This is a genomic window from Flavobacterium humidisoli (assembly GCF_023272795.1).
GTDB lineage: Bacteria > Bacteroidota > Bacteroidia > Flavobacteriales > Flavobacteriaceae > Flavobacterium > Flavobacterium humidisoli.
Map to the genome: position 1 here is coordinate 1,817,463 of NZ_CP096829.1, position 25,925 is coordinate 1,843,387.

The 25,925-nt window shown below is 34.1% G+C and carries 27 protein-coding genes and 1 riboswitch; of the genes, 12 read left to right on the forward strand and 15 right to left on the reverse strand.

Features of this window, described 5'->3' with window-relative positions:
• Positions 1-200: 200 nt before the first annotated feature.
• Both M0M44_RS08150 and ahcY read right to left on the reverse strand, forming a co-directional pair.
• A complete protein-coding gene (locus tag M0M44_RS08150; protein WP_248729316.1) occupies positions 201-2,519 on the reverse strand; it encodes a patatin-like phospholipase family protein in 2,319 nt (772 codons plus the stop codon).
• Between the two features lie 199 nt (positions 2,520-2,718).
• Positions 2,719-4,035: an adenosylhomocysteinase gene (gene ahcY, locus M0M44_RS08155; protein WP_248729317.1), complete on the reverse strand. Its 1,317-nt coding sequence runs from the start codon at positions 4,033-4,035 to the stop codon at positions 2,719-2,721.
• A 313-nt stretch (positions 4,036-4,348) separates the two neighbouring features.
• On the opposite strand from ahcY, the gene M0M44_RS08160 reads away from it, so the two are divergent.
• Entirely contained in the window at positions 4,349-4,999 is a 651-nt protein-coding gene (locus M0M44_RS08160; protein WP_248729318.1) for a 4'-phosphopantetheinyl transferase family protein, read from the forward strand.
• A gap of 28 nt (positions 5,000-5,027) precedes the next feature.
• Here the strand turns inward: M0M44_RS08160 and M0M44_RS08165 are convergent, their stop codons facing one another.
• From M0M44_RS08165 to M0M44_RS08175, 3 genes are all read right to left on the reverse strand, one after another.
• Positions 5,028-5,426, reverse strand: a complete 399-nt coding sequence (locus M0M44_RS08165; protein WP_248729319.1) for a group III truncated hemoglobin — start codon at positions 5,424-5,426, stop codon at positions 5,028-5,030.
• A complete protein-coding gene (locus M0M44_RS08170) occupies positions 5,423-5,710 on the reverse strand; it encodes a hypothetical protein (RefSeq protein WP_248729320.1) in 288 nt (95 codons plus the stop codon). Before M0M44_RS08170 ends, M0M44_RS08165 begins: the two co-directional genes overlap by 4 nt.
• Positions 5,711-5,792: 82 nt before the next feature.
• Positions 5,793-6,389, reverse strand: a complete 597-nt coding sequence (locus tag M0M44_RS08175) for a Crp/Fnr family transcriptional regulator (RefSeq protein WP_248729321.1) — start codon at positions 6,387-6,389, stop codon at positions 5,793-5,795.
• Between the two features lie 94 nt (positions 6,390-6,483).
• Between M0M44_RS08175 and M0M44_RS08180 the strand changes: the two genes are divergently transcribed.
• The 5 genes from M0M44_RS08180 to M0M44_RS08200 all read left to right on the forward strand — a co-directional run bounded on the left by M0M44_RS08180 (position 6,484) and on the right by M0M44_RS08200 (position 12,788).
• The gene (locus M0M44_RS08180) at positions 6,484-7,212 is read left to right on the forward strand and encodes a phosphoglycerol geranylgeranyltransferase (protein ID WP_248729322.1); all 729 of its coding nucleotides are present in this window, start codon (positions 6,484-6,486) and stop codon (positions 7,210-7,212) included.
• Positions 7,213-7,233: 21 nt separating this feature from the next.
• Positions 7,234-7,857, forward strand: coding sequence for a nicotinamide riboside transporter PnuC (pnuC, locus tag M0M44_RS08185; protein WP_248729323.1), 624 nt, complete (start codon positions 7,234-7,236; stop codon positions 7,855-7,857).
• Positions 7,818-9,932, forward strand: coding sequence for a DUF4301 family protein (locus tag M0M44_RS08190; RefSeq protein WP_248729324.1), 2,115 nt, complete (start codon positions 7,818-7,820; stop codon positions 9,930-9,932). Before pnuC ends, M0M44_RS08190 begins: the two co-directional genes overlap by 40 nt.
• A 1-nt stretch (position 9,933) precedes the next feature.
• On the forward strand, positions 9,934-10,338 hold the full coding sequence (arfB, locus tag M0M44_RS08195) for an alternative ribosome rescue aminoacyl-tRNA hydrolase ArfB (RefSeq protein WP_248729325.1): 405 nt from the start codon (positions 9,934-9,936) through the stop codon (positions 10,336-10,338).
• 287 nt (positions 10,339-10,625) lie between these two features.
• Positions 10,626-12,788: a TonB-dependent receptor gene (locus M0M44_RS08200; RefSeq protein WP_248729326.1), complete on the forward strand. Its 2,163-nt coding sequence runs from the start codon at positions 10,626-10,628 to the stop codon at positions 12,786-12,788.
• A 51-nt stretch (positions 12,789-12,839) separates the two neighbouring features.
• Here M0M44_RS08200 and M0M44_RS08205 read toward each other — a convergent pair whose 3' ends face one another.
• The gene (locus M0M44_RS08205) at positions 12,840-13,256 is read right to left on the reverse strand and encodes a Rieske (2Fe-2S) protein (RefSeq protein ID WP_095927976.1); all 417 of its coding nucleotides are present in this window, start codon (positions 13,254-13,256) and stop codon (positions 12,840-12,842) included.
• Positions 13,257-13,413: 157 nt separating this feature from the next.
• On the opposite strand from M0M44_RS08205, the gene greA reads away from it, so the two are divergent.
• Entirely contained in the window at positions 13,414-13,890 is a 477-nt protein-coding gene (greA, locus tag M0M44_RS08210; RefSeq protein ID WP_111288069.1) for a transcription elongation factor GreA, read from the forward strand.
• 100 nt (positions 13,891-13,990) lie between these two features.
• Positions 13,991-14,380: an HIT family protein gene (locus tag M0M44_RS08215; protein WP_160780920.1), complete on the forward strand. Its 390-nt coding sequence runs from the start codon at positions 13,991-13,993 to the stop codon at positions 14,378-14,380.
• A 55-nt stretch (positions 14,381-14,435) separates the two neighbouring features.
• Here M0M44_RS08215 and M0M44_RS08220 read toward each other — a convergent pair whose 3' ends face one another.
• The gene (locus tag M0M44_RS08220) at positions 14,436-15,587 is read right to left on the reverse strand and encodes a sensor histidine kinase (protein ID WP_248729327.1); all 1,152 of its coding nucleotides are present in this window, start codon (positions 15,585-15,587) and stop codon (positions 14,436-14,438) included.
• A gap of 160 nt (positions 15,588-15,747) precedes the next feature.
• On the opposite strand from M0M44_RS08220, the gene M0M44_RS08225 reads away from it, so the two are divergent.
• From M0M44_RS08225 to M0M44_RS08240, 4 genes are all read left to right on the forward strand, one after another.
• On the forward strand, positions 15,748-16,623 hold the full coding sequence (locus M0M44_RS08225; RefSeq protein WP_248729328.1) for a flavin reductase family protein: 876 nt from the start codon (positions 15,748-15,750) through the stop codon (positions 16,621-16,623).
• 33 nt (positions 16,624-16,656) lie between these two features.
• Complete coding sequence (locus M0M44_RS08230) at positions 16,657-17,028, forward strand: DUF3127 domain-containing protein (protein WP_095927972.1); 372 nt, start codon at positions 16,657-16,659, stop codon at positions 17,026-17,028.
• A 210-nt stretch (positions 17,029-17,238) separates the two neighbouring features.
• Positions 17,239-17,877: a leucyl/phenylalanyl-tRNA--protein transferase gene (gene aat / locus M0M44_RS08235; RefSeq protein WP_248729329.1), complete on the forward strand. Its 639-nt coding sequence runs from the start codon at positions 17,239-17,241 to the stop codon at positions 17,875-17,877.
• 4 nt (positions 17,878-17,881) lie between these two features.
• A complete protein-coding gene (locus M0M44_RS08240) occupies positions 17,882-18,676 on the forward strand; it encodes an MOSC domain-containing protein (protein WP_248729330.1) in 795 nt (264 codons plus the stop codon).
• Here M0M44_RS08240 and M0M44_RS08245 read toward each other — a convergent pair.
• The 8 genes from M0M44_RS08245 to thiS form a co-directional block, all read right to left on the reverse strand.
• On the reverse strand, positions 18,673-19,383 hold the full coding sequence (locus M0M44_RS08245) for a HesA/MoeB/ThiF family protein (protein WP_248729331.1): 711 nt from the start codon (positions 19,381-19,383) through the stop codon (positions 18,673-18,675). The two genes, M0M44_RS08240 and M0M44_RS08245, sit on opposite strands and share 4 nt — an antisense overlap.
• 81 nt (positions 19,384-19,464) lie before the next feature.
• On the reverse strand, positions 19,465-20,601 hold the full coding sequence (gene thiH, locus M0M44_RS08250; protein WP_248729332.1) for a 2-iminoacetate synthase ThiH: 1,137 nt from the start codon (positions 20,599-20,601) through the stop codon (positions 19,465-19,467).
• Positions 20,602-20,754: 153 nt separating this feature from the next.
• Entirely contained in the window at positions 20,755-21,531 is a 777-nt protein-coding gene (locus M0M44_RS08255; protein WP_275981822.1) for a thiazole synthase, read from the reverse strand.
• Positions 21,512-22,150, reverse strand: coding sequence for a thiamine phosphate synthase (locus M0M44_RS08260; protein ID WP_248729333.1), 639 nt, complete (start codon positions 22,148-22,150; stop codon positions 21,512-21,514). The genes M0M44_RS08255 and M0M44_RS08260 overlap by 20 nt, the downstream gene beginning before the upstream one ends.
• Positions 22,143-22,883 (reverse strand): hydroxymethylpyrimidine/phosphomethylpyrimidine kinase, encoded by a 741-nt coding sequence (locus M0M44_RS08265; protein WP_248729334.1) that lies wholly within the window; start codon positions 22,881-22,883, stop codon positions 22,143-22,145. Before M0M44_RS08265 ends, M0M44_RS08260 begins: the two co-directional genes overlap by 8 nt.
• On the reverse strand, positions 22,856-23,449 hold the full coding sequence (locus M0M44_RS08270) for a thiamine phosphate synthase (RefSeq protein ID WP_248729335.1): 594 nt from the start codon (positions 23,447-23,449) through the stop codon (positions 22,856-22,858). The genes M0M44_RS08265 and M0M44_RS08270 overlap by 28 nt, the downstream gene beginning before the upstream one ends.
• Before the next feature lie 72 nt (positions 23,450-23,521).
• Positions 23,522-25,345 (reverse strand): phosphomethylpyrimidine synthase ThiC, encoded by a 1,824-nt coding sequence (gene thiC, locus M0M44_RS08275; protein WP_248729336.1) that lies wholly within the window; start codon positions 25,343-25,345, stop codon positions 23,522-23,524.
• Positions 25,346-25,486: 141 nt separating this feature from the next.
• Positions 25,487-25,693, reverse strand: a complete 207-nt coding sequence (thiS, locus tag M0M44_RS08280) for a sulfur carrier protein ThiS (protein ID WP_248729337.1) — start codon at positions 25,691-25,693, stop codon at positions 25,487-25,489.
• Positions 25,694-25,759: 66 nt separating this feature from the next.
• A riboswitch (TPP riboswitch) is annotated at positions 25,760-25,857 on the reverse strand.
• Positions 25,858-25,925: the final 68 nt, after the last annotated feature.

Consider the following 25,925-nt stretch of genomic DNA (forward strand, 5'->3'; position numbering starts at 1 on the left):
AAAGCTATAAATTAAAAACCTTGCAAAGGTCTTGTTAAATTAAATTGTTCTTAATCTACGTGAGCGTGAGGGATAGGAGCAGGCTACCAAAGTAGCGCGGATAGCCCGACATAATTTAAGAAAAGGCCTCATGTACGCAAAGCATATTTAGGCCTTTTCTTAAATTATGGCACGCCCTAATTATTTTGATTTTATTTCTTCTAAGGGTTGAATGATAATCCTACGCTGAAAAACAACCGTACTTTATCGATGTTATTTATCCATGAAGTATCGAAATGTATAGGGCCCAAAATAGACTGATAGGAAATTGCGGCGCCTCCAGATATTACTAGACTCGTCTCGATGTTATTGTCCCAATTTCCTTTTGGATTAAATACATGGTCTACATACTCGTTAAAGCTATCAAAACCGACAGTGGCAAGATTGAAATGTGGGGTAAGATAAATTTTCCCCATTAGATTGATTTGAGAAGCAAGTCTGATACCCATATATTGTGTAACATTCAGTTCGTCTTCATGGAGTCCGGCAAAGGAGAAGCGATTGCTGCCAGAACTTGGTATAATACCGCCTATGAAATATTTTGCAGCATAACCAAATCCTGAAAATGGAATGTCGTCATGTTTGAGTTTATCCTGAAAAATAAAATAAGAATCAAACCCTACGATTCCTGTAATTTTCTTTTTGATGGGCAATCTTTTTTCATAAGTTAAACCAAACTTGGTATAGCCATTTGTTGAGCCAGAAACATGTATTAAATCTGGATCAGAAAATGCGGCATTGAGATCGGTAAGAAATGACCGTGTCAGGTTTGATTTTATAATGGTTCCGTTTGTGGCAAAGAAAACTCTATCCATGTCATTATAAGAATAATGCAAGTTGAATTCGATGTTGTTAAAATTATAGTTGTTAATGCTTACAGAGTTAGGGTTGTATTCTCGGTCGTACTTTGGTTTTAGATTCGTGTAGGTATATTTTAGTCCAAAGCCTAAATAGCTTTTTAGAGAATTTATATTTCTGTTTACCTCATTGTTGAGTTCAAAAGTATTGTAGAGTATATTGTCTGATGCTTTGCCATTTATATAAATTTCTTGGCGCAGGAAAGCTCCATAAGCTTCAGTTGCCCACCACCATTCTCTATGGCCTCCGAAATTTTTCTGATAATTGATTCTGGCTTTTGGCTGTTCGGCAATATCGGCAGTTATTAAAAGACGGGAAGCATCAGCCAAGATGTTTCTTCCTGTGTAGTTAAAAATTATTCCAACACCTCTATAAGTATCATAATGCACTGATGTATTTAGCTGGTTTTTGGCGCGTTCAAAACCAAACAATGTAATGCCCAATTTATCACTGTCTTTGATGAAATAACTGTATGTAATCTCATCAAAAAGATTGGTTCCCATTGCTCTGTTAATGCCTGCTATTAAATCTTTGGTTGTGTATTTTACATGGGTTTTAAGATTGGCTCTTCCTACCACAAGGGGAAGATTTTCGGGGCTTATTTTTTTATAAACAATCGTATCTAGAACAAACTCATTGGGCATATCGGGCAATTTATGCGTTCGCTGTTGGAATCCTTTTAATTTTTCTGAAAGAGCAATTAAAGCAGGAAGATTTTGATTTGTTGCTATTTTTCCATCTTTGTGGATTTCGTTACTATCGGCAAAATCAGCTGTTGAGAAACGGAGATTGGGTAGGTGATCAATCAATATGTTGCATAAATCACGATTTGCAGGATTTTTAATGTTACTCGGAAACATACTGGTCTGCATTAATATGGTCATAAGATTATTTAGCTTATCTACAGGTTCCATTCCGCCTCCGACGTCACTTCCAATAATAATGTCTGCGCCCATTTGTTTGGCAACATCCGTTGGGAAATTATTCAATACGCCACCGTCTACCAAAACGGTCTTTCCGTAAGGCATTGGCTTGAAGATAGCTGGTAGCGACATACTGGCGCGCATAGCGTAGGATAAACTTCCTTTGCTTAAAATAACTTCTTTTCCTTCTACCAAGTCTGTAGCCATGGCTCTAAAAGGAATTGAGAGACTGTCAAAATCTTTAACATTGTATACAGGGAAAGTTAATTCAGAAAGGTATTCTCTTAGATTTTGATCATTTAGCAGAGAACCAATGCTGTTAAGTTTTCCGTCTTTAACACCTATTCCGACCAAATACCGTTGAAATTCTCTTTTTTCTTCTGCACTTACAGATCTCAATGATTGGCCACCGCCTAAGAGTTTATCCCAATAAATATCTTTGGTAATTTTTTCTATACTGTCACCAGAATATCCCATTGCATATAAGCCACCTATAATGCTTCCCATACTGTTTCCGACAATAAGGTCTGGAACGATGTGAAGAGAGTCCAATTTCTGTAAAAGAGGAATGTGTGCAATTCCTTTTGCGCCGCCACCGCTTAATACTAATACAACTTTAGGTTTTTTTTGCTGAGAAAAAATAATTTGTGGGAGACTTAGTAAAAATAAGAAGACGAATAAATAAGTTGATTTTTTCAAGTGTTTACTATTTAAGTATTTGATAAATAGATTCTTATTTTGGTTATTAAAAGTAATCAGATATTTATAAAAGTACAATTTTTTGATAAAAATGTTTTGCCTGAAACATAAAAACAGAAAACCCGATAGGCTTTTAAAACCTATCGGGTTTGAAATATGTATTAAAAATCTAAGATCTACAATCTTAAATCTAAATTTATTAATATCTGTAGTATTCTGGTTTGAATGGACCTTGAACCTCAACACCAATATAAGCAGCTTGATCTTCTCTTAAAACTTCAAGTTCAACGCCTAATTTAGCTAAGTGTAAAGCCGCAACTTTTTCATCTAAATGTTTTGGTAACATGTAAACTTCATTTTTGTAAGCTGCGCTGTTGTTCCATAATTCGATTTGAGCTAAAGTCTGGTTTGTAAATGAGTTACTCATTACAAAACTTGGGTGACCAGTAGCACAACCTAAGTTAACTAAACGACCTTCAGCCAAGATGATGATATCTTTTCCGTTGATGTTGTATTTGTCAACCTGAGGTTTGATTTCGATTTTAGACGCACCGTGGTTTTTGTTTAACCAAGCCATGTCGATTTCGTTATCGAAGTGACCGATGTTACAAACAACCGTTTTATCTTTCATTTGTTCGAAGTGCTCTCCAAGAACGATATCTTTATTTCCTGTAGTTGTAATGATGATATCAGCGTTAGCAATTACAGTGTTTAATTTTTTAACTTCATAACCGTCCATTGCAGCTTGTAAAGCACAAATTGGATCGATTTCAGTAACTGTTACAATAGAACCAGCACCTCTAAAAGAAGCAGCAGTTCCTTTTCCAACATCACCGTATCCACAAACGATTACTCTTTTTCCAGCTAACATTAAGTCAGTTGCACGACGTACAGCATCTACAGCAGATTCTTTACATCCGTATTTGTTATCAAATTTAGATTTAGTAACAGAATCATTAATGTTGATTGCAGGCATTGGTAAAGTTCCAGCTTTTACTCTTTCATAAAGTCTGTGAACACCAGTTGTAGTTTCTTCAGAAAGACCTTTAATTCCAGGAACTAATTCTGGGTAACGATCAATAACCATATTAGTTAAATCTCCACCATCATCCAAAATCATGTTCAATGGTTTTCTGTCTTCACCAAAGAATAAAGTTTGCTCAATACACCAGTCAAATGACTCTTCGTCAAGACCTTTCCAAGCGTAAACTGAAATTCCAGCAGCGGCAATAGCTGCAGCAGCTTGATCTTGAGTAGAGAAAATGTTACAAGAAGACCAAGTAACCTCTGCACCAAGCGCAATTAAAGTTTCGATCAAAACAGCAGTTTGAATCGTCATGTGCAAGCATCCAGCAATACGAGCACCTTTTAATGGTTGTTCGTCTTTGTATTCAGCGCGAAGTGCCATTAAACCTGGCATTTCAGCTTCAGCTAGTTCAATTTCTTTTCTTCCCCAAGCCGCTAGAGAAATGTCTTTTACTTTATAAGCCACGTAAGGCGTAGTTGTAGTACTCATTTATATTATATTTGTATAATTGTAAATTTTTTGCAAATTTACGGAATAGGTTTTTAATTTTAGTAATTTCTATAAGATTTGTGAAATCTTTAATTTCTTAATCTTTAGAACATTAGTTTCTGAATCGATTTAAACTATATAAGTGATACAAGTTCATTTAAAAAAATCTTAAACGATTACCTTTGCTGTTAATTGCTTATATTTACTAATACATTTTTAACCCAGCATTTATATCTTCTTAAATGACTTATAGGGTTTAGTAATCAAGAAAATAATTTATCATTCACCATTCATAATTTACAACTAAAAAGTAATGCCTTTATTTCAGACCATACAATTCAATGAAACGACTAAAATTTTAATCTGGGAAATCACAGAACCTCTCGAAGAATTGTTGAGTAAAGTGGTGTTAAAAGAAAAAACACAAAAGAGATTGGACGGAATGAAATCTCAAATGCATCAGCGTGCTTTTTTGAGTGTTCGTATGTTGATTCAGGAAATGGGTTTTACCGATAAAGATCTGCATTATGATGAGTTTGGAAAACCTTATTTCGATTGTCATAATCATATTTCAATTACGCATTCGTACCATTTTGCAGCAATTATTATAAGCCACGAAAAGGTTGGAATCGACATGGAATTGCAGCGAGAAAAAATCCAGAGAATTGCAGATAAATTCACAGACTTTGAAACTAATTATTTAGATTCTTCATCTATAGAAGAATACATAAAAAAACTTACCGTAATCTGGGGTGCCAAAGAGGCGATCTTTAAAATCAGAAATGAAAAAGGGATCAGTTTTAAAGATCATATTAATGTGAGCAACTTTTCTTTAGGAGAAACCCAAACGCAGGCAAGTCTTCATTTTGATAATTTGATTAAGGATTTTGATGTTCATTACGAAGAAATCAAATCGGATAATTTTGAGGGTAAGTTTACTTTGGTTTATGCTTTTGAAAAATAGATTCTAATCTCAGTTGACAGTTTTCAGTTTAAACTTCACTTTCCTTTTGTCGGTGCTGAAACATACTCATGTATAAAAAAGTGCTCATTTTTCGAGCGCGTCTTTTAAGTGTTTCGGCATTTTCACCTTCAAAATGTTCATCAATAGTTTGAAACCAATGATTCAACCAGATTCCGAATTCGTTTGTTGTGATTTTTTCATCAAAATGACCATCAACTTCATTATGAACCGCATGAGGGTTTCCTTTGTATTTGCGAACGCCAAATAAATTGGTTTCCCAAAAATCAGTTAGTTTTTCGAGATGCGCGTCCCAATCAGAAATCATTTCATTAAAATAAAAGCCGATTTCTTTATCGGCTCTTATTTTAGCATAAAACTGATGCACTAAAAAAGATACATCGGTTCTATTTTCTATTTGTTTTTTCATAGTATAAAACTATTCAAAAGTATAAAAAACAAGCTCAAAACTGCGCTTGCAATAATAAAGTTAAAAACTGTTTTATGCTTCATCTGTGCTAATATAGAAGTGTTTGCGAAAACACAAGCTAAAACGATAATAGCAAGCTGAATCATTTGCGGGATAGAAGTTCCGTTTGCTAAAACGTACATAGCTGCAGCGCCTCCTAAACAGCTTTGTCCAATTACTGCCATTGCAGCAGAACCCATATAATTTCTATTGAAAATGTCGAATGTTGTTTGGTATAGTGTCATGATATTCAGTTTTTTATATCAACAAAATTACGGCTACAATAGTAATTCATTTTATGACTTTAATCATAAAAAGGAAATTTTTTTATCTGTATACTTTTCGGTTAATAATCTTCAATTCGCCTTTTTTCTCCAATGCCTTTATAGTTCTAATGACAGTTTCTACACGTAAACCAGTTAAATCTCCAATCTGCTGTCGTGTAAAATTAATGAGATAGCCATTTTTGTCTTTTTGAAAATTGAAATAAGCAATTCCGTGATCTATTAATTTTAAGACACGATGTTCAGGCTCATGTGTAGATATTTCAGCTGCCATAACTGATTTATAATACAAACGCTGCGCTAGATTTTCAATTACTTTAATGCTAATTTTAGGATTTTCTTCCAATAATTTCATGAAGCTTTCCTTCGAAAGAACAAAAATCTCAGCATTTTCGACAGCAATTGCATTTGCTGGATATTTTTGGTTTAAGAATAAAGGAGGTTCACCGAAAGATTGCCCGTTATAAAAAATCCCTTGAATAAATTCACGTCCGTCATCATTATAATTGCTCATTTTTACTTCACCAGAAAGAATTTGGTAGTAGTGTAAAGGCAGATTTCCTTCTTCGAAAATAATATCATTTTTAACAAATGATTTCTTTGCAACACCATACTTTTCTAGTAATTCGACTGTAATCATAATGTATTATTTACGTTATCAAAAGGAATTGAACAAATATAATTCATTCAAAATAGTTCTTCTGCATTAAAAATCTTTTACTTTTACACCCCGTATGCAAGAACAGATACTCACTATTAGACAACAGATTTTAGAAGCTAAAAGCAATGGCCAAAAATTACTGGCAGTGCTTTTGGATCCTGATAAAATTGTATTGGAAAATATAGATCATTTAATCGATAAAATTAATCAATCGCCTGCAACTCATGTTTTTGTTGGAGGAAGTATTGTTCAGAATACTATTTTAGAAGAATTAATTTCTGAATTAAAACAAAAAACAAGTCTTCCGGTTATTTTGTTTCCAGGAGATCCCTCACAGATTTCGCCACAAGCCGATGCAATTTTGTTTCTATCGTTATTGTCTGGTCGAAATCCTGATTATTTAATTGAATATCAGGTTCAGGCAGCGCCAATTCTAAAAAAAACGAATTTAGAAGTTATTTCTACTGGATATATTTTGATAGAAAGCGGTAATGAAACCGCTGTTGCCCGTGTAAGTAAAACAAAGCCTTTAAGCCGTGAAAATCTTGATTTAGTTTTAGCGACAGCGCAAGCAGGAGAAATGTTAGGAAATCAGCTTATTTATCTAGAAGCTGGAAGTGGCGCAAAACAGTCTGTTCCGACAGAAATGATTGAAATGGTTTCTCAAAATATTGAAATTCCTGTTATTGTTGGGGGAGGAATTGTAGATTTGCACGGAATTCAGAAAGCATATAAAGCTGGTGCAGATTTGGTTGTTATTGGAACTGCTTTTGAAAACAACAGTCACTTTTTTGAACAATAAACGCCAAATACCACATTTCCGATGATAGATTTTTTTTTAGACAGTTATAAAAATGCACCTCTATGGCATATTGCGTTAGAGTTTTTAGTATTTGTTTGCGGAATTTTAAGTGTTTGGTTTGCTAAAAAGGAGAATATCTGGGTATATCCAACAGGGCTAATTGCTACCGTAATATCGGTTTATCTGCTTTATGTTGCGGGTTATATAGGAGACATGATTATAAATGCTTATTTTTCGATTATGAGTATTTATGGCTGGTATGTCTGGGCAAAAGGAGGAACGACTGAAGACAATCTGCCAATTACCCGTACAACTTTTAATGAAAAAATAATCGGAATCTTACTGTTTATTGTAACTGTTTTTGTAGTTTTCGGCATTTATAAATATTTTGATTATGAAATCCATAAAGACAATTATGTCGATATGATTTCGTCTGGGATATTTTTTGCTGGAATGTGGTATATGGCCAGAAAAAAAATAGAAAACTGGACACTTTGGATTATTGGTGATATTATTGTTGTGCCTCTTTATGCTTATCGTGGCTTAGGGATGCTGTCACTTCAGTATATAATTTTTACAATTTTGGCTATTTCAGCTTATTTAGAATGGAGAAAGATCTTAGACAGCAAAAAACAAATATCATAAAAATTGCTTTGTTTGGACCTGAAAGTACAGGTAAAACAACCTTAGCAAAACAGCTTGCAGATTACTATGAAACAGAATGGGTTCCTGAGTTTGCACGTGACTATTTGCAAGAAAAATGGGAAGAAAATCAGCATATCTGCGTAGCAGATGATATGTTGCCAATAGCTTATGGGCAGACTGCATTAGAAAACGAAAAATTGGCCAATGCAAACAAATATTTGTTCTGCGATACCAACTTAATGGTAACTAAAGTATTCTCTGAAATGTATTATGGTTTTTGCGACCCGCTTTTGAATGAAGCGGCATTAAAGCATGAATACGATTTGTTTTTCCTGACCGATATTGATGTTCCTTGGGAAAAAGACGATATTCGTGATACTCCTGAAGGAAGAGAAACTGTATTTTCTGTTTTTAAGCAAACTTTAATAGATACAAAAAAGCCTTTCATAACCTTGTCTGGAGATAAAGAAACGCGTTTGGCAAAAGCAATAGCTATTATTGATGAGTTAACTCTAGCCAAAGAAAATGATTTTTCGTCTAATGATTTTGTGCAGATATATAATAGAGGTATTTCTTTTGAAACTATTTTAAAACAATTAAAAAGTTTCAAAAAAGGAATTGCAAAAAGTGATTTAATTAGACCTGCTACAATTAATGATGGGATTTTAAATTTATCAGATATCGAATTTCAGCAGAAAGCTTTATTTTTTGATGAGCAAAAAGATAAATTTAAAATTAAAAAATTTGTTCCAGCATCGGGTGCGGCTACAAGAATGTACAAATTTTTAATAGCATTTCTGAATGATTTTGATATTACCAAAGAAACAATAAATGCCTACATTAATAGAAAAAACGATAAAGAACTTGCTATTTTTATTGTGGGTATGGAGAAGTTTCCCTTCTTTGAAACGGTAGATAAAAAATTAAGAGAAATTTATCCCGAATTTGAGACTTTAGAAAGAGATTATAAAAATTATTATTTTATAAAATTACTATTGTCGCCAGACTATTTTAATTCAGCAAATAAGCCCAAAGCTGTTTTGCCATTTCATCAATATGATACATATATTGCCAATCCGATTGAAGAACATTTAAATGAATGCATACATTATGCATCATCAAAAAATGTATCTAATTTGCATTTTACAGTCTCAGAAATACATCAGCATTTATTTGAGCAAGCGGTTGATGAAATTAAAGAGAAAATCGAAAAACCTTCAGGTGTTAAGATTGATATTGGATATTCCTATCAGAGTAAGAGCACAGATTCGATTACGCTAGATGGTAAAAATAAGCTGGTAAAAGATAAAAATGATAATTTAATTTTCAGACCTGGCGGACATGGTGCTTTGATCGAAAATTTAAATAATCTGGATGCAGATGTAATTTTTATTAAAAATATAGACAATGTAATCCAGAATCATATTGATCAAATTACCTTATATAAGAAAGCTTTGGCAGGTGTTTTAGTTGAGATGCAGCAAAAAGTTTTTGAATATTTAAGATTGATTGATCAAGAGAAAATTAAAGAGCATAATATTGAAGAAATACTTCTTTTTTTAGAAAAGAGTTTTAGTATTGAAATGATTGCAGATTTCAATAAATTTACCTTTGAAAATAAAATAAGCAAGCTGAAAGAGCTTTTGGATAGACCAATTCGTGTTTGCGGAATGGTAAAAAATGAAGGAGAGCCAGGTGGCGGCCCTTTTTGGGTTATGAACAAAAAAGGAATAAAATCGCTTCAAATTGTAGAGACTTCTCAAGTTGATTTGGAAGATAAAAAGCAAGAGAAAATTTTAGCCGAGGCAACACATTTTAATCCAGTAGATTTGGTTTGCGGTATAAAAAACTACAGAAACGAAAAATTTAATCTCCTTCAATATGTAGATCAGAAAGCTGGATTTATTGTAGAAAAAAGTGTTGATGGAAAATCGGTTAAAAATTACGAATTACCTGGGTTATGGAACGGATCAATGGCTAATTGGCTTACTATTTTTGTTGCTGTTCCCTTGATTACTTTTAATCCGGTAAAAACGGTAAATGATTTATTGAAAGCGGCACATCAGCCACAATAATATGGATGCAGAAAAAATCATATCAGAGTTAAATTTCAAGGCCGTTAGAAGCAGTGGTTCTGGCGGGCAAAATGTGAATAAAGTCTCGTCAAAAGTAGTGCTCAATTTTGATTTGAATTCGTCTCAAGCTTTGTCCGAAGAAGAAAAATTACTTTTGCAGGAAAACATAGCGGCAAGATTAACTTCTGAAAATATTTTGATTTTAAATTGCGATGAAGATCGTAGTCAGCTTAAAAATAAAGAAATTGTAACCAAACGATTTCTGGAAATCATCAAAAAGGGATTGTATGTTCCGAAGGTCAGAAAAGCTACAAAAGTTCCGAAAGCGGTAATTAAAAAAAGAATTAAAGACAAAAAAAATGTTTCTGATTTGAAACAATCGCGTAGAAAACCGAACCTTGAATAAGAAATTCCAAAAAATGAAAGTACCAAATTCTAATAGAAAATAACTTTAAAGTAAGTTTTGGAATTTGGAATTTAAAAATTGGAATTTAATTTTTAAGCTTTACATTTGCACTGTCTCAAAGGGGTGCTCTAAATAACGAGCTGAGATCATACCCAAAGAACCTGAGCGAGTAATGTTGCTAAGGGAAAAACGACACTATCGAGCGTACACGCTTTATTTTGTCGGGAAACACATTTATTAATTTAACAAAAGAATAATTCCCCCTTTTATTTGTAATTTTTTTACAGATGAAAACTATCTTTAAAGGTACTGAGGTACTAAGTTGCAAAGGTTCTAAGATCCAAAAAATGAGCAGAACGAAATCTATTTTATTTCTTCTATTCTCTTTTTTCTATTCTCTTTTTTCTTTTGCGCAACAGCAAGATTCTACAAAGGTCAATCAGCTTGACGATGTTCTAGTTTCTGCAGTTCGTGTTACTTCTAAGACTCCAGTGAGTTTTAGTAATATGGATAAAAAAGAAATTAAGTACAGAAATTTAGGTCAGGACATTCCTGTTCTGATGAATTATCTTCCTTCGGTTGTAACGACATCAGATGCAGGTAACGGTGTTGGTTATACCGGAATTCGTGTGCGTGGAAGTGATGCTACTCGTGTAAATGTAACCATAAACGGAATTCCGTACAATGATGCTGAGAGTCAAGGAACTTTCTGGGTAAATATGCCCGATTTTGCTTCTTCTGTAGAAAGCCTTCAATTACAGCGCGGAGTTGGGACGTCTACAAATGGAGCAGGTGCTTTTGGAGCTAGTTTAAATTTACTGACAGATAATTATGCTAATAAAGCAACTGGCGAAATTTCTAGTTCTGCTGGATCTTTCAATACGTTTAAAAACACAGTGAAATTTAGTACTGGTTTGATGAATGATCATTTTGAAATTGCTGGACGTTTATCTACAATAAAAACAGATGGCTATATTGACCGTGGAAGCGCAGACTTAAAATCATATTTCCTTCAAGGGACTTATGTTGGCAAAACGACCTTGATTAAAGCTTTGGTTTTTGGTGGAACTCAAAAAACATATCAATCTTGGAACGGAATTGATGCAGAAACGCTAAATACAAATCGTACTTTTAATTCTGCTGGAATGTATACAGACGATGCAGGAAATGTTCATTTTTATAATAACGAAACCGATAATTATAACCAAGATCATTATCAATTACACTGGAGTGAGTCACTTTCTGATAAATGGAGTACAAATCTTGCATTTCATTATACAAAAGGAAAAGGGTATTACGAAAATTATAAAGAAGATGCAGACATGGCCGATTATAGTTTAAATCCTGTTGGAACAGTAACAACGACAGATTTGATTCGCCAAAAATGGTTGGATAATGATTTCTACGGAACTACTTTTTCTGCTAAATATGTAACAGATGACTTGAATGTGATTTTAGGCGGAGGCTGGAACAAATATGAAGGAGATCATTTTGGAAAAGTAATCTGGGCGAGATATGCTTCTCAGTCTGAATTAGGAGATCACTACTACGATGATTATTCATCAAAAACAGACGGTAATATTTTCGCGAAAGCAAATTATCAATTCACAGAAAAATTAAGCTTCTATGGAGATTTACAATATAGAAATGTAAAGTACAAAGCTAATAGTGCAGAAACTGGTTTGGTTGATGATAATTTCAATTTCTTTAATCCTAAAGCAGGTTTAAATTATGCCTTTACTCAAAATAGCATTTTATACTTTTCTTATGCAAGAGCGAATCGTGAGCCCAATAGAACCGATTACGAAGGCGGAAATGTAAAACCGGAAAAATTAAATGATTACGAGTTAGGATGGAGATTCAATACAGAGAAATTCCAACTGAATTCGAACGTGTATTACATGGCTTACAAAGATCAATTAATCTTAACAGGAAGATTAGACGATGTTGGAAACCCAATTCGCGCCAACACAGAGAAAAGTTACCGATTAGGTTTTGAATTTGATGCCACAATTGCGCTTTCTGAGAAGTTTACTTTAAGACCAAACTTTACTTTGAGTAGCAACAAAAATGTAGATTTGGCTGTTGATGGCGAATACTATGGAACAACTAAAATTGCCTATTCTCCAGAGGTTATTGCAGGAAACGTAGTGGTATATAAACCAATTAAAGGATTGTATCTTTCATTATTGCAGAAATATGTTGGAGAACAATATATGAATAACATTGAACTTCCTGCGGCAAAATTGGCAGATTACTTCGTGAACGATTTTAATGCTTCTTACGAAATAATCCCTAATAAGATTTTTAAATCGATAACCATAACGGCTTTGGTTAATAATATTTTCGACAAAAAGTATGTTTCAAACGGGTACATGTACGATGTTTATCCATACTATTATCCTCAAGCCGGAACAAATTTCTTAATTGGTTTAAATTTGAAATTCTAATTAAGTCAAATGCAAAAAAAGCCTGAAATTTATTTTCAGGCTTTTTTGTTTTTAGTTGTATACATGAATAACAGTTCCAGAAGATTCTACTCGATATTGTTTCATTGGATATTCTTTGTCTCCAAGTCCCGTGTATAAATTATATTGAGTTTTATCGCACGAACAAACAGCATAAATTCCGTCAATTGTCATTGCCGTGCAAGAAGTTAAGGCTTGGTTTGGACACGCAGCATCAAAAGCGGTGTAGGTTCCTTCGCCAGTCTTCATAACAATAATTCCTTTTGCACCGTAATTGGCAACATAAACAGGGTTGCTCGGATACATTAACTTGTTATAAGTTGGCAAATTGGTATCAAGATATGCGTTTACAGAATAATTAGGGATATAAGGATTGTTGTTGCTCTTGCTATTGTCGCTACAGGAGAATAAAATAGCGGTAAATGCGATAAAAAACCAGATTTTTTTCATTATTTGAATAAGAATTAGTTAAAACAAAAATAATTTATTTAGATTTGAAATCTATATGATTAACATATAATTATGTACTATTAAAAATTATAGTATATTTGTGGTAAGAAAATCCCGTCGCGATGGGATTTTTTGTATTTATATAAACGATGAAGTTATGAGTAAAGTATCTTATTATACAGCTGAAGGATTAAAAAAATTAAAAGATGAATTGGAGCACCTGAAAAGTGTAATGCGTCCAAAAGCATCTCAAGATATTGCAGACGCAAGAGATAAAGGAGATTTGTCTGAAAATGCAGAATATGATGCCGCAAAAGAAGCACAAGGCTTGTTAGAAATGAGAATTTCTAAACTAGAAGAAGTATATGCAAACGCAAGATTAATTGACGAATCTCAATTGGATGTTTCTAAAGTTTTGGTTTTATCGAATGTAAAAATCAAAAATCAAAGCAACGGAATGGAGATGAAATATACGCTTGTTGCTGAAAGTGAAGCAGATTTAAAGACTGGTAAAATCTCTGTAACTTCTCCTATCGGGAAAGGTTTATTGGGAAAATCTGTTGGAGAAGTGGCTGAAATTACAGTTCCAAATGGAGTTTTGAAATTTGAAATTCTAGAAATTTCGAGAGACTAAGTTATTGCGACGAACGAGCAATCACACTATTAAGATTTTTGAAGTTTAACTATTTAATCAGTTAAACGAATAAACAGTTAAACGATTAACCCAATAAAACATGAGTTCAATATTCACTAAAATAGTTAACGGAGAAATTCCGGCATACAAAATCGCTGAAGACGAGAACTATTTAGCATTTTTAGATGTAAATCCAAATGCAAAAGGACACACGCTTTGTATTCCGAAACAAGAAATCGATAAGATTTTTGATATGGACGAAGAACTGTATTTAGGGCTGATGAAGTTTTCTAAAAAAGTTGCGGCGGCTCTAGAAAAGACAGTTCCATGCAAAAGAATCGGAATTGCCGTTGTTGGACTTGAAGTGCCTCATGCACACGTACATTTGATTCCGTTAAACCACATGGATGAAATGCGTTTTATCGATAAAGTTTCTCTTTCAAAAGAAGAATTTGAAGCTTTAGCAAAAGATATTCAATCGAATTTATAAGGATTTCGACTTCGGTCAGTCTAAGAAAACAGATAACTAAAGTGCAGTAAATTGATTACTGCACTTTTTTATTTAATGAGATCTGGAAAGTAGTTCCTTTTCCAATTTCAGAATTCAGGACTTTTATTTTTCCATTGTGATATTCCTCTACAATTCTTTTAGTTAAAGAAAGACCAAGACCCCAGCCACGTTTTTTAGTCGTAAAACCAGTTTCAAAAATAGTTTTAAATTGTTTTTTAGGAATTCCGCTTCCAGAATCTTTAATATTGATTTTTACATGATTTGCATCTTGTTCAAGATAAAGATCTAGTGTTCCTTTTCCTTTCATAGCATCAATAGCATTTTTGACCAAATTTTCTATCGTCCAGCTATGCAATGTTGGATTTATCATAACTAAAACAGGTTCGTCTGGAGCTTGAAATGAAAATGCGACCTGTTTAGAAAAACGAGATTGTAGATATTCATAAGCAGTTTTAGTTTCTTCTATAATATCGTGAAGTTCTAAAACAGGTACCGAACCAATTTTGGAAAAACGATCTGTAATAGTCTGCAGACGTTCAATATCTTTTTCGATTTCAGTGCTAATAGACGGATCAATATCTTCTGTCTTCAATATCTCGACCCAGCCAATTAATGAAGAAAGAGGCGTTCCAATCTGATGTGCTGTTTCTTTTGCCATTCCTGCCCAAAGTTTGTTTTGGGTAGCCATTTTTGTGCTTTTGTAAAAATTGTAAATTAAAGCAATACATAAAAATATAATCAGAAGCAGAGCAATCGGATAATATTTGAGTTTATTTAGCAATGAAGAGTTGCCATAATATAAGGTCTGGTATTTTCCTGGAGCATATTCGAAAGTGATTGGTTCATTTTCATTTTTTAGCTTATTCAAGAAAGCGATCCTTTTTTTCTTATCATTCAGAATTTCGTCAGGAACATTTACTGCACTCACCACTTTATCGTACAGCATTATTATACCTGGAATTGAAGTGTTATTGTTGAAAATCTGAAGAGGAAGCTCTACATCGGTATTTTCATCGGCATTCACTATTGAAATTTGTGCTTTTACAAAAAGGTTCATTTTTAGGCGTTCTTCATTTTTAAAAATTTGGAAGAAAGTATAAGTATTCCAAAGAATTAGAGAAATGATTATAAAACAGACCGAAATAATAATCCAGCGGGTTGTATTTGTTCTTTCAGAAAAAGACATATCAGTTTTTTTGAGGTATAAATATAACGAAATATACACATTTTATATTTTGCCAATGTGGAAAGATTTTTCGTTTTTATCTGCAAAACTATTTCTTCGAATTAAACCATTTCAATACTTTTGTAGCTACTAAAATGAGATTCTGTCTAAATTTTAAAGTATGATCAGTGTTAACCCAAAAGAGATTCCAACGGCCAAATTGCAAGGCTATCTGCAGAGTTCAATCGGACCGAGGCCTATTGCTTTTGCAAGTACAATTAGCGAAACAGGGATTCCAAATTTATCTCCCTTTAGTTTCTTTAATGTATTTAGTGCAAATCCGCCCATATTGGTTTTTTCGCCATCAAGACGTGTTCGCGATAATACGATTAAGCATACTTTAATTAATGCCGAAGCAACTCGAGAAGTAGTGATAAATGTTGTAAATTACGATATTGTACAGCAGACTTCTTTAGCAAGCACAGAATATGGAGATGGAGTAAATGAATTTATTAAAGCTGGATTAACCCAAATTCCTTCAGATTTAGTAAAACCATATCGTGTAAAAGAGTCTCCCGTTCAGTTTGAATGTAAGATTACACAGATTATTCCGTTAGGAACAGAAGGAGGAGCAGGGAATCTGATTTTATGCGAAGTGGTGAAAATTCATATCGACGAATCGATTCTAGATGAAAACGGAGCAATCGACCAGCATAAAATTGACTTGGTTTCTAGACTTGGAAATAATTGGTATTCAAGATCTAATCAAGGACTTTTTGAAGTTGCAAAACCCTTGACAACACTAGGAGTTGGAGTAGATGCAATACCAGATTTTGTAAAAGAAAGCCCTGTTTTTGATGGGAATGATTTAGGCAAATTAGGCAATATTGAATCCTTGCCTACAAAAGAAGAAGTTAGTATATTTGTGAAAGAAAATTTCGCAGTCAAAGGAGTTTTAAGCTCAGATGACCAGAAAAAAGTACACTTAGAAGCCAAAAAATACTTGGATAATGGCGATGTAGAATCGGCTTGGAAAGTACTTTTAGCTAAAAAATAAAAAGAAATAGAAACAATAATTAAATAGACGAAGATGGAAGTTACAGGAAAAGTAAAAGTGGTTAACCCAGAGCAGCAAGTTAGTGCCTCATTCAAAAAAAGAGAGTTAGTTGTTACTACTGAGGAGCAGTATCCACAACATATTTTAATCGAATTTACACAAGATAAATGCGATTTATTGAGTAGCTATAAACAAGGAGATGCAGTAAAAGTTTCTATCAATTTAAGAGGAAGAGAATGGGTTAACCCACAAGGAGAAACTAGATATTTCAATAGTATTCAAGGTTGGAGAATCGAAAGATTAGCTCCAGAAGGACCTGCACAAGGAGCACCAATGCCAGCTGCAGAAACTTTCGCACCAGCAACAAGTATAAACGAAGACGAACCAGACGATTTACCGTTCTAAAAAAGGTTTAAATTCCAAATTATAAATTCCAAATTCCAATTCATAACTATGTTTTGGGATTTGGAATTTTAGTTTTTGATTCTTTTTGTTTAAAGAAGCAAAAATATTACTCATAGTTTTGTCATTTCTACGAAGGAAAAATAATAAGATGGTGAAACATTGGAATTTGGAATTTTATTATTGGAATTTAAAAATTGATTATTTTTAAGAATGTACTATTTATTCAACGATTTGTTTTTTCCGCCCGTTACAGAAGCTGATGAAGAAGGGGTTTTGGCCATTGGGGGTGATCTAAGTTCAGAACGTTTGCTATTGGCTTACAAAAGCGGTATTTTTCCTTGGTTTAACGAAGGAGAACCGATTCTTTGGTGGGCACCAAACCCAAGGATGGTCTTGTTTTTTGATGAATTGGTGATATCCAAAAGCATGAAAAAGATCCTCAACAAGAAAATGTTTAAGGTCACTTATAACAAGAATTTCAAAGAAGTAATTTCAAATTGCCAGCAGATAAAACGTGAAGGCCAAAATGGAACTTGGATTTCTGATGAAATGATAGAAGCGTACTGTAAATTGAATGAAAAGGGAATAGCTAAATCTGTAGAGGTTTGGCAAGATGATATTTTGGTTGGAGGTTTGTACGGAATTGATTTAGGAGATATTTTTTGCGGAGAAAGTATGTTTTCTAAAGTTTCAAATGCTTCAAAAACAGCTTTTATTGCTTTAGCCTTATATTTGAAGAAAGAAAATTATAAACTATTGGATTGTCAGGTTTACAATCCGCATTTGGAGAGTTTAGGCTGCAGAGAAATTGAGCGCGAAGAGTTTATGTCCATTTTAAAAAGTAAATAGAAAAATGAATGCAATTTACAGCGTAAAAGAAATTTATATTTATCCGATAAAAAGTTTGGCAGGAATCAGTCTTAAGTCTGCAAAAGCTGAAGAAATGGGATTTGAAAACGATCGACGTTGGATGCTCATTGATGCAGAAAATCAAATGCTGACACAGAGAGAGCATCGCATTATGAGTCAGTTTTATCCCCAGATTTCAAATGGGAAAATCAGTATTACTTTTCAGGATCAAAAACATGAATTTTCTACAGATGAACATTTAGAAAACGCAATAGCAGTAAATGTCTGGGATGATAAAAGTGAAGTTGTTGAGGTAAATCATGAAACTTCAAAATGGTTTAGCCAGCATTTAGGCTTTGAATGCAAATTGGTTAAAATAATAAAAAACGGAGATCGTAAACACGAAAGCTCCAGATTAAAAGAAACATTCAATGTGAGTTTGGCAGACGGTTATCCATATTTATTGATTGGATCCAAAAGCTTGGATTTTTTGAATGAGAAGCTCGATGAAAAAATTACCATAAAAAGATTTCGTCCCAATATTGTAATAAGTACTGAAAATCCTCATGAAGAAGATGATTTTAAGACTTTTACAATAGGTGAAGTTCAATTTAAAAACATAAAACCCTGCGGAAGATGTGTCATGGTAAACAATGATCCAGAAAATGGACGTTTGAAAAAAGAACCTTTGAAAACTTTAAGTAAATACAGAAATGTAGATAACTCGGTTTTATTTGGCACTAATATCGTGAGTTTGAATTCTGGGATTATCAGCGTGGGAGATGAGGTTGTTTTCTAGAAATTCAGTTTTATAAAGTTCCAGTTTAAAGTATTAAAAATTACCAATTCATTTTTTAAAGTTGGTAATTCTAAAATCAATTTTAAGGTTTCGTGCGCCATCATGTTGCCTATAATTCCAGGCAATGTTCCTAGAACGCCGTTTAAATTGCAGTTCGGAACATCTTTTGGATCGGGCATTTCAGGAAATAAATCTCTAAGATTTTTACTTCCGTTATGATTGAAAACAGCAATCTGACCTTCAAATTTTAAAATACTTCCGTAAACCAAAGGTTTGTTAAGCTGAACGCAAGTATCATTGACTAAATAACGAGTCGAAAAATTATCAGAACCATCGACAACAAGATCATATTGCTGAATGATTTTTGACGCATTTTCAGCAGTTAATTTTTCATTAATCGCCATAGCTTCAATCAACGGATTTAGTTTTGAAACGACATCTTTTGCGACAACTGCTTTGTATTGACCAATTTCATTTTCAGTATATAAAATTTGTCGATGAAGATTGTGAATTTCAATGGTGTCAAAATCCATGATTCCAATAAAACCAACTCCTGCAGTTGCAATGTATTGTAAAATCGGGCAGCCCAAACCGCCTGCGCCAATTACTAAAACTTTAGCTTTTTTTAATTTTTCTTGTCCCTCATCGCCAATTTCAGGCAGAATAGTTTGTCTATTGTAACGAAGAAATTCTTGTATTATACTCATTTTAATTTAGTCTTAAAGTTGGAAAGTCAAAAGTCAAAAGTCAAAAGTCGAAATTTAAAGATTAAAGTCAAGTTTTGGACTTTATGACTTTTGACTTTCAAACTTTCGACTATATGCCTCGTGCCAATCCTTCCAAACAGGTTCATAGCCAGCATTTTTTATGATTTTTGAAATTTCTTCTGCTGAGCGTTCATCGCTGATTTCGAACTGTTCCAAAGATTGCGGGTCTACAACATAACCACCTGGATTTGTTTTAGAACCTGCACTCATGCTCGTAACGCCAATTGGAATAATATTGTTTCTAAATTTCTCATTTTCGCGAGTTGAAATCGAAATTTCTAAATCTTCATTCCATAATCTATAAGCGCAGATTAATTGCGTCAAATCCTTATCATCCATAATAAAATTGGGTTCGATAATTCCTTCGGCTGGACGGAGACGAGGAAACGAAACCGAATATTTAGTCTGCCAATATTTCTTTTGAAGATAATCTAAATGCAGAGCGTTAAAAAAACTATCAGTTCGCCAGTCTTCCAAACCTAATAAAACGCCCAAACCAATTTTATGAATTCCTGCAGAACCAATTCTGTCCGGAGTTTCCAATCGATAATCGAAGTTTGATTTTTTACCTTTGGTATGATACTTTTTGTAAACTTCCTGATGATAAGTTTCCTGATAAACCAAAACCGAATATACTCCAGCGTTATGCAAACGCTCATAATCTTCTGTCGAAAGCGGTTGTACTTCTACTGAAATAATCGAAAAATCTTCTTTAATTAAATTAATCGCATTGAGGAAATAATTGATGTTTACCGTGTAATTCGCCTCTCCCGTAACCAATAAAACATGATCGAAACCCGTTTTTTTTAAGGCTTCAACTTCAAGTTTTATCTCAGCATCAGTCAGCGTTTTTCTTTTGATTTTATTGTCTAAGCTAAATCCACAGTAGGTACAAATGTTCTGGCATTCATTGCTCAGATATAACGGGGCATACATTTGGATGGTTTTTCCAAAACGCTTTTTGGTGATTTCATGGCATTTTTGTGCCATTTGCTCTAAATAATTTTGAGCAATAGGAGAGATTAAAATCAAAAAATCATCGAGATTGTATTTGGTTTTAGCCAATGTTCTTTCGACATCTTTTGATGTGGTTTTGTATATTTTGGATTGAATTGTGTACCAATTATATTGCTCAAAAATAGATTTAAAAGTATTCATGTGAGTTTAGTTTTACTGCAAAAGTTTTTTAACGCAAAGCGCGCTAAGAATACGCAAAGATCGCTAAGCTTTGAGTTCTTGTCTTTGACAAAAAGTCCGCAAAGCTTTGCGAACTTTGCGAAAAAACCTTGCGGACTTTGCGTTAGAAAAAAATTACTCATAAAGAAAAGAAGTCAAAGGACTAGAAGCAGAAGCATAATTTTGTTGATTGGCAACTTTAGCTTCAAAAGCTTTTCTTCCGGCAATTACCGCTTCCTTAAAAGCCTCAGCCATTAGGCTTGGATTTCCAGCAACAGCAATTGCGGTATTCACCAAAACAGCATCGGCACCAATTTCCATTGCTTTTGCAGCGTGAGACGGTGCTCCAATTCCAGCATCAATGATAACAGGAACAGTACTTTGTTCGATAATAATTTCTAGGAAATCAATCGTTTTTAATCCTTTATTGCTTCCAATTGGCGAACCCAAAGGCATAACGGCAGAAGTTCCAGCACTCTCCAAATGTTTACATAAAACGGGGTCTGCATGAATGTAAGGAAGCACGATGAAGCCGAGTTTTGCCAATTCCTCAGTTGCTTTTAAAGTTTCAATAGGATCAGGCATTAAATATTTTGGATCGGGATGAATTTCTAGTTTTACCCAATTGGTTTCCAGAGCTTCACGAGCCAATTGCGCAGCAAAAACAGCTTCTTTTGCATTTCTAGCTCCCGAAGTGTTGGGCAATAAATTAATATTTGGATGATTTAAATGCGATAAAATAGCATCTGTATCAGTCTCAAGATCAATACGTTTTAAAGCAACAGTAACCAATTCACTTTCCGAAGCCAAAATAGCAGCTTCCATCTCTTTATTTGAACCAAATTTTCCCGTTCCCAGAAACAAGCGGGATCGAAAGGTTTTATCTCCTATATTAAACAATGATGTTTGCATGTAATTTTTCGTTTAATTGTTGAATTAATTTTTCTTTCTCATCACTTTCGGTAATGATTCCAGAAACGGCAATTCCGTGAATTCCAGTCTCTATTAACGGACTCACATCTCTTAATGTGATTCCTCCAATGGCATAAACAGGAATTTCGATGTTATTTTTTTTCAGTTTTTGAAGAATTTCGTAATAGCCAGATAGTCCCAAAATAGGACTCAGCTTTTCTTTTGTATTCGTAAATCTAAAAGGCCCCAAACCAATATAATCACATCCATTTTTGACATGATTTTCGATATCTTCAAAAGTGTTAGCAGTTCCTCCAATAACTTTGGTAGGGCCTAAAATTGCTCTTGCTTCATCGATTTTGGTATCGGTTAATCCTAAATGAACTCCGCAAGCATCTATTTCTTTCGTAAGATGTAAATCGTCATTTACAATAAAATTGGCGGTGTACTTTTCGCATAAATATTTTACCTCTTCCGCTAAAGTGAAAGTATCTTTTTGAGTTTGGTTTTTAAATCTCATTTGAACCCAATTACAGCCAGCATCAAGTGCCTTATGAATGTTGTACAATTGTTTTTCGATGGTTTCGCCTTGCGAGATGTATTGCAATTTGTTATACATAATGATATCCAATTAAAGTTGTCGTTGAACTTAAGTAGTTTTCAATATAGTTTTTAGCGTTTTTACAGGCTTCAGGTATGGTTTGATTTAGAGCTAAATTTGATGTAATTGCAGCAGAAAGCACACAGCCTGAACCATGTTTTTCAAAGCATTTCTGGTTTGACGGAAGCAATTCTAAAACTTCATCTTTTAGAAATAAAAGATCTGTCCCTAAACCTTTTTCGTTATGTCCACCTTTTAATAAAATGTTCCTTGAGAATTTATTTTCTTTAAAGCCAAAATCAGGAAAGAGAATTTTGGCTTCATTATAATTTGGCGTAATCAAATCGATTTTTGAAAGTATTGTATTTAAGCTTAAATGATCTTCAATATTCATAAATTCAAATTTTGTGGTCGATTTTAAGACTGGATCCCAAACGATTTTTGTCAAAGGAGAAAGCAGTTTTACAGTCACAAGAATTTCGTTTAAATCCTGTAAAGAAGAAACAATTCCGATTTTCACCGCACTGATTTTATAGTTTAAAAACAATGTTTCCATAGATCGAAGTACAAAACTTAGATCAGTCCACTGAATTTCATAAAACTGATTTTCGGTTTGAATCGTATTTGCTGTCGAAATAGCAAAACCAGTAACTTTATGCTGTTCAAATGTTTTGATGTCAGCCAAAATTCCAGCACCTCCAGAAGGATCTAAACCTGCGATTGTTAATACGAAAGGGCGATCTGTTGACATAATTTAAATTGTTTTATAGGATTCTCGTTGTTCCAAATACTTCCCAAAAGCGCAAAATCATCAAAACCATTTTCAAGTGTTTTTTGAATGTTTTTAGCATCAATTCCGCCTAAGGCAATCATTTTTGTTCTATAATTTGTTCTCGATTTTATTTCTTTGAAGAGATCTGTTTTGGGCTTATAGTTTTCTTTTGAAATACTTTTAAACACAGGGCTTAGAAATGCGAAATCAAAATCATTTTCTAGAGAATTAAAATCTTCAATTGAATGTGTTGATGTTGAATAGCTACAAGGTTTTGAAAACCTTGCAGGAGAATCTGTCGCATTTTTTCTTTCTTTTTCTGAAAAATGAAATCGGTTAATTCCAAAATCATGTGCCAATGCATGATGATGGTGCAAAACAATTCGATCTCTAAATTCTAGTTTTATTTGATGAATGAATTCTGCCATTTCCAATTCCGAAAAATCCGGCTTTCTGATATGAAGCAAAGGCAATCCTTCCTCAAAAAGTTGATGAATGATTTTAATTTCATTTTCAATATAAACAGGATTTGATATTGCAATCATATCTTTTCTCTTTCTTCTTTGTTCTTTGTTCTTTCTTCTTTCTTCTTTCTTCTTTCTTCTTTCTTCTTTCTTCTAGATGTAAATCTCTTTCCCTTGCTCAATAAACTCCTCCGATTTCTCCTGCATTCCTTTTTCTGCTGCGGCAACATCTCTAATTTCCTGAGATATTTTCATCGAACAGAATTTTGGCCCGCACATCGAGCAGAAGTGGGCTACTTTTGCACCATCAGCAGGAAGTGTTTCATCATGGAATTCTCTTGCTGTATCTGGATCTAAAGCCAAATTAAATTGATCTTCCCAACGGAATTCAAATCTTGCTTTACTCAAGGCGTTATCGCGATACTGTGCACCCGGATGGCCTTTCGCTAAGTCGGCAGCATGAGCAGAAATTTTATAAGTAATTACACCATCTTTAACGTCTTTTTTATTCGGTAAACCTAAATGTTCTTTCGGTGTAACATAGCACAACATCGCACATCCATACCAGCCAATCATAGCAGCGCCAATTGCCGATGTGATATGGTCGTAACCTGGCGCGATATCCGTAGTTAAAGGGCCTAAAGTGTAAAATGGAGCTTCATGGCAATGTTCCAACTGTTTGTCCATGTTTTCTTTAATCATATGCATTGGTACGTGTCCTGGGCCTTCAATAAAAACCTGTACATCGTGTTTCCAAGCAATCTTGGTCAATTCTCCTAAAGTTTCTAATTCAGCAAATTGAGCTGCATCATTCGCATCGGCGATTGAACCGGGACGTAAACCATCTCCCAAAGAAAAGGCCACATCATATTGTTTCATGATTTCGCAGATTTCTTCGAAATGTGTGTAAAGGAAGTTTTCTTTATGATGAAACAAACACCACTTTGCCATTATAGATCCGCCACGCGAAACAATTCCAGTAACACGATTGGCTGTTAAATGAATGTAACGAAGTAATACTCCAGCATGAATAGTGAAATAAGAGACTCCTTGTTCTGCCTGTTCTATTAAAGTATCACGGAAAATTTCCCAAGTTAAATCTTCGGCGATTCCTTTTACTTTTTCTAATGCCTGATAAATAGGAACGGTTCCGATTGGAACAGGAGAATTACGGATAATCCATTCTCTGGTTTCGTGAATGTTTTTTCCTGTCGATAAATCCATTATGGTGTCAGCTCCCCAGCGGCAAGCCCAAACTGCTTTTTCAACTTCTTCTTCTATGCTCGAGGTTACGGCACTGTTTCCAATATTGGCATTGATTTTTACCAAGAAATTGCGTCCTACAATCATAGGTTCGCTTTCTGGATGGTTGATGTTGTTTGGAATAATAGCTCTTCCGCAAGCCACTTCAGAACGAACAAATTCAGCTGTAATTTTGCTTTTTGGAGTATTCGCACCAAAACTATTTCCGCTGTGCTGGCATTGCATAGCTTTGGTTTGTTCATTTAAAAGTTCAATACGCTGGTTTTCACGAATGGCGATATATTCCATTTCGGGAGTAATGATTCCTTGTTTGGCGTAATACAATTGTGTTACGTTTGCACCTTTTTTAGCACGTTTTGGCTGATGCAGGTATTCAAAACGAAGATGATTTAAGCTCTCATCTTTTAATCGGCTTTGACCATAATCTGACGTGATTTCATCGAGTATTTCAACATCATTTCGGTCTAAAATCCATTGTTCTCTTAAACGAGGAAGTCCTTTTCGGATATTGATTTCGATATTCGGATCAGTGTATGCACCTGAGGTGTCGTAAACAGTTACGGGTGGGTTTTTCTCAATTCCGCCATTTGAAAGTTTGGTGTCGCTCAAAGCAATTTCTCGCATGGCAACTTTTATCGGATGAATTTCTCCATCGATATATACTTTTTTAGAATTTGGAAACGGGGTTCTAGATATTTGTTCTTCGTTTGTCATGATATTTTTGTTTCAGGTTTGAAGTTGAAAGTTGATTCTGATTGTGTTTAATTGCAACGTTTTTCTGTAGAGACGCGCCGCAGTGCGTCTACGTGTGATTGATAACTTGGAATTTGGAATTTGGAATTTCTTTTTTGTAATTTATCCACCTTGGGTGGCAGAAATAATTAAAATTTCGTCAGTTTCTTGTACGAAGAATTCGCTCCATTTGGTTTTTGGAACAACAGTATTGTTGACGGCAATAGCGATTCCGTTTTGTTTTTGCGGAATTTCGAGATCGAGCAATGATTGAACGCTTAGCGATTCAGCATTGAATTTTTTAGTTTGTTGATTGATTTTTAGTTCCATTCCTTATTAGTTTAGTGTATAGATACACCTTAGGAATGGCTACAATAACGCACAGAAATGCGTTTAAGAAGTCATCTTACTTTTCCCTACGCTAGTATGAACTAGATCAGGTTCAGAGGGTAAAATCTCAGCCTACAAGTTTGTAGACACCCCTAAAGTGTGAAGCAAATATATGTAATTTTTGTTTAAAAGTTTCAGGTTTCAAGTTTCAGGTTCAAAAAAACCGAAAACT

Bases quoted from the DNA above. Each gene is read 5' to 3' on its own strand.
- ahcY (WP_248729317.1), bottom strand. From the start codon at position 4,035: ATGAGTACTACAACTACGCCTTACGTGGCTTATAAAGTAAAAGACATT.
- M0M44_RS08160 (WP_248729318.1), top strand. From the start codon at position 4,349: ATGCCTTTATTTCAGACCATACAATTCAATGAAACGACTAAAATTTTA.
- M0M44_RS08165 (WP_248729319.1), bottom strand. From the start codon at position 5,426: ATGAAAAAACAAATAGAAAATAGAACCGATGTATCTTTTTTAGTGCAT.
- M0M44_RS08170 (WP_248729320.1), bottom strand. From the start codon at position 5,710: ATGACACTATACCAAACAACATTCGACATTTTCAATAGAAATTATATG.
- M0M44_RS08175 (WP_248729321.1), bottom strand. From the start codon at position 6,389: ATGATTACAGTCGAATTACTAGAAAAGTATGGTGTTGCAAAGAAATCA.
- M0M44_RS08180 (WP_248729322.1), top strand. From the start codon at position 6,484: ATGCAAGAACAGATACTCACTATTAGACAACAGATTTTAGAAGCTAAA.
- pnuC (WP_248729323.1), top strand. From the start codon at position 7,234: ATGATAGATTTTTTTTTAGACAGTTATAAAAATGCACCTCTATGGCAT.
- M0M44_RS08190 (WP_248729324.1), top strand. From the start codon at position 7,818: ATGGAGAAAGATCTTAGACAGCAAAAAACAAATATCATAAAAATTGCT.
- arfB (WP_248729325.1), top strand. From the start codon at position 9,934: ATGGATGCAGAAAAAATCATATCAGAGTTAAATTTCAAGGCCGTTAGA.
- M0M44_RS08200 (WP_248729326.1), top strand. From the start codon at position 10,626: ATGAAAACTATCTTTAAAGGTACTGAGGTACTAAGTTGCAAAGGTTCT.
- M0M44_RS08205 (WP_095927976.1), bottom strand. From the start codon at position 13,256: ATGAAAAAAATCTGGTTTTTTATCGCATTTACCGCTATTTTATTCTCC.
- greA (WP_111288069.1), top strand. From the start codon at position 13,414: ATGAGTAAAGTATCTTATTATACAGCTGAAGGATTAAAAAAATTAAAA.
- M0M44_RS08215 (WP_160780920.1), top strand. From the start codon at position 13,991: ATGAGTTCAATATTCACTAAAATAGTTAACGGAGAAATTCCGGCATAC.
- M0M44_RS08220 (WP_248729327.1), bottom strand. From the start codon at position 15,587: ATGTCTTTTTCTGAAAGAACAAATACAACCCGCTGGATTATTATTTCG.
- M0M44_RS08225 (WP_248729328.1), top strand. From the start codon at position 15,748: ATGATCAGTGTTAACCCAAAAGAGATTCCAACGGCCAAATTGCAAGGC.
- M0M44_RS08230 (WP_095927972.1), top strand. From the start codon at position 16,657: ATGGAAGTTACAGGAAAAGTAAAAGTGGTTAACCCAGAGCAGCAAGTT.
- aat (WP_248729329.1), top strand. From the start codon at position 17,239: ATGTACTATTTATTCAACGATTTGTTTTTTCCGCCCGTTACAGAAGCT.
- M0M44_RS08240 (WP_248729330.1), top strand. From the start codon at position 17,882: ATGAATGCAATTTACAGCGTAAAAGAAATTTATATTTATCCGATAAAA.
- M0M44_RS08245 (WP_248729331.1), bottom strand. From the start codon at position 19,383: ATGAGTATAATACAAGAATTTCTTCGTTACAATAGACAAACTATTCTG.
- thiH (WP_248729332.1), bottom strand. From the start codon at position 20,601: ATGAATACTTTTAAATCTATTTTTGAGCAATATAATTGGTACACAATT.
- M0M44_RS08255 (WP_275981822.1), bottom strand. From the start codon at position 21,531: ATGCAAACATCATTGTTTAATATAGGAGATAAAACCTTTCGATCCCGC.
- M0M44_RS08260 (WP_248729333.1), bottom strand. From the start codon at position 22,150: ATGTATAACAAATTGCAATACATCTCGCAAGGCGAAACCATCGAAAAA.
- M0M44_RS08265 (WP_248729334.1), bottom strand. From the start codon at position 22,883: ATGTCAACAGATCGCCCTTTCGTATTAACAATCGCAGGTTTAGATCCT.
- M0M44_RS08270 (WP_248729335.1), bottom strand. From the start codon at position 23,449: ATGATTGCAATATCAAATCCTGTTTATATTGAAAATGAAATTAAAATC.
- thiC (WP_248729336.1), bottom strand. From the start codon at position 25,345: ATGACAAACGAAGAACAAATATCTAGAACCCCGTTTCCAAATTCTAAA.
- thiS (WP_248729337.1), bottom strand. From the start codon at position 25,693: ATGGAACTAAAAATCAATCAACAAACTAAAAAATTCAATGCTGAATCG.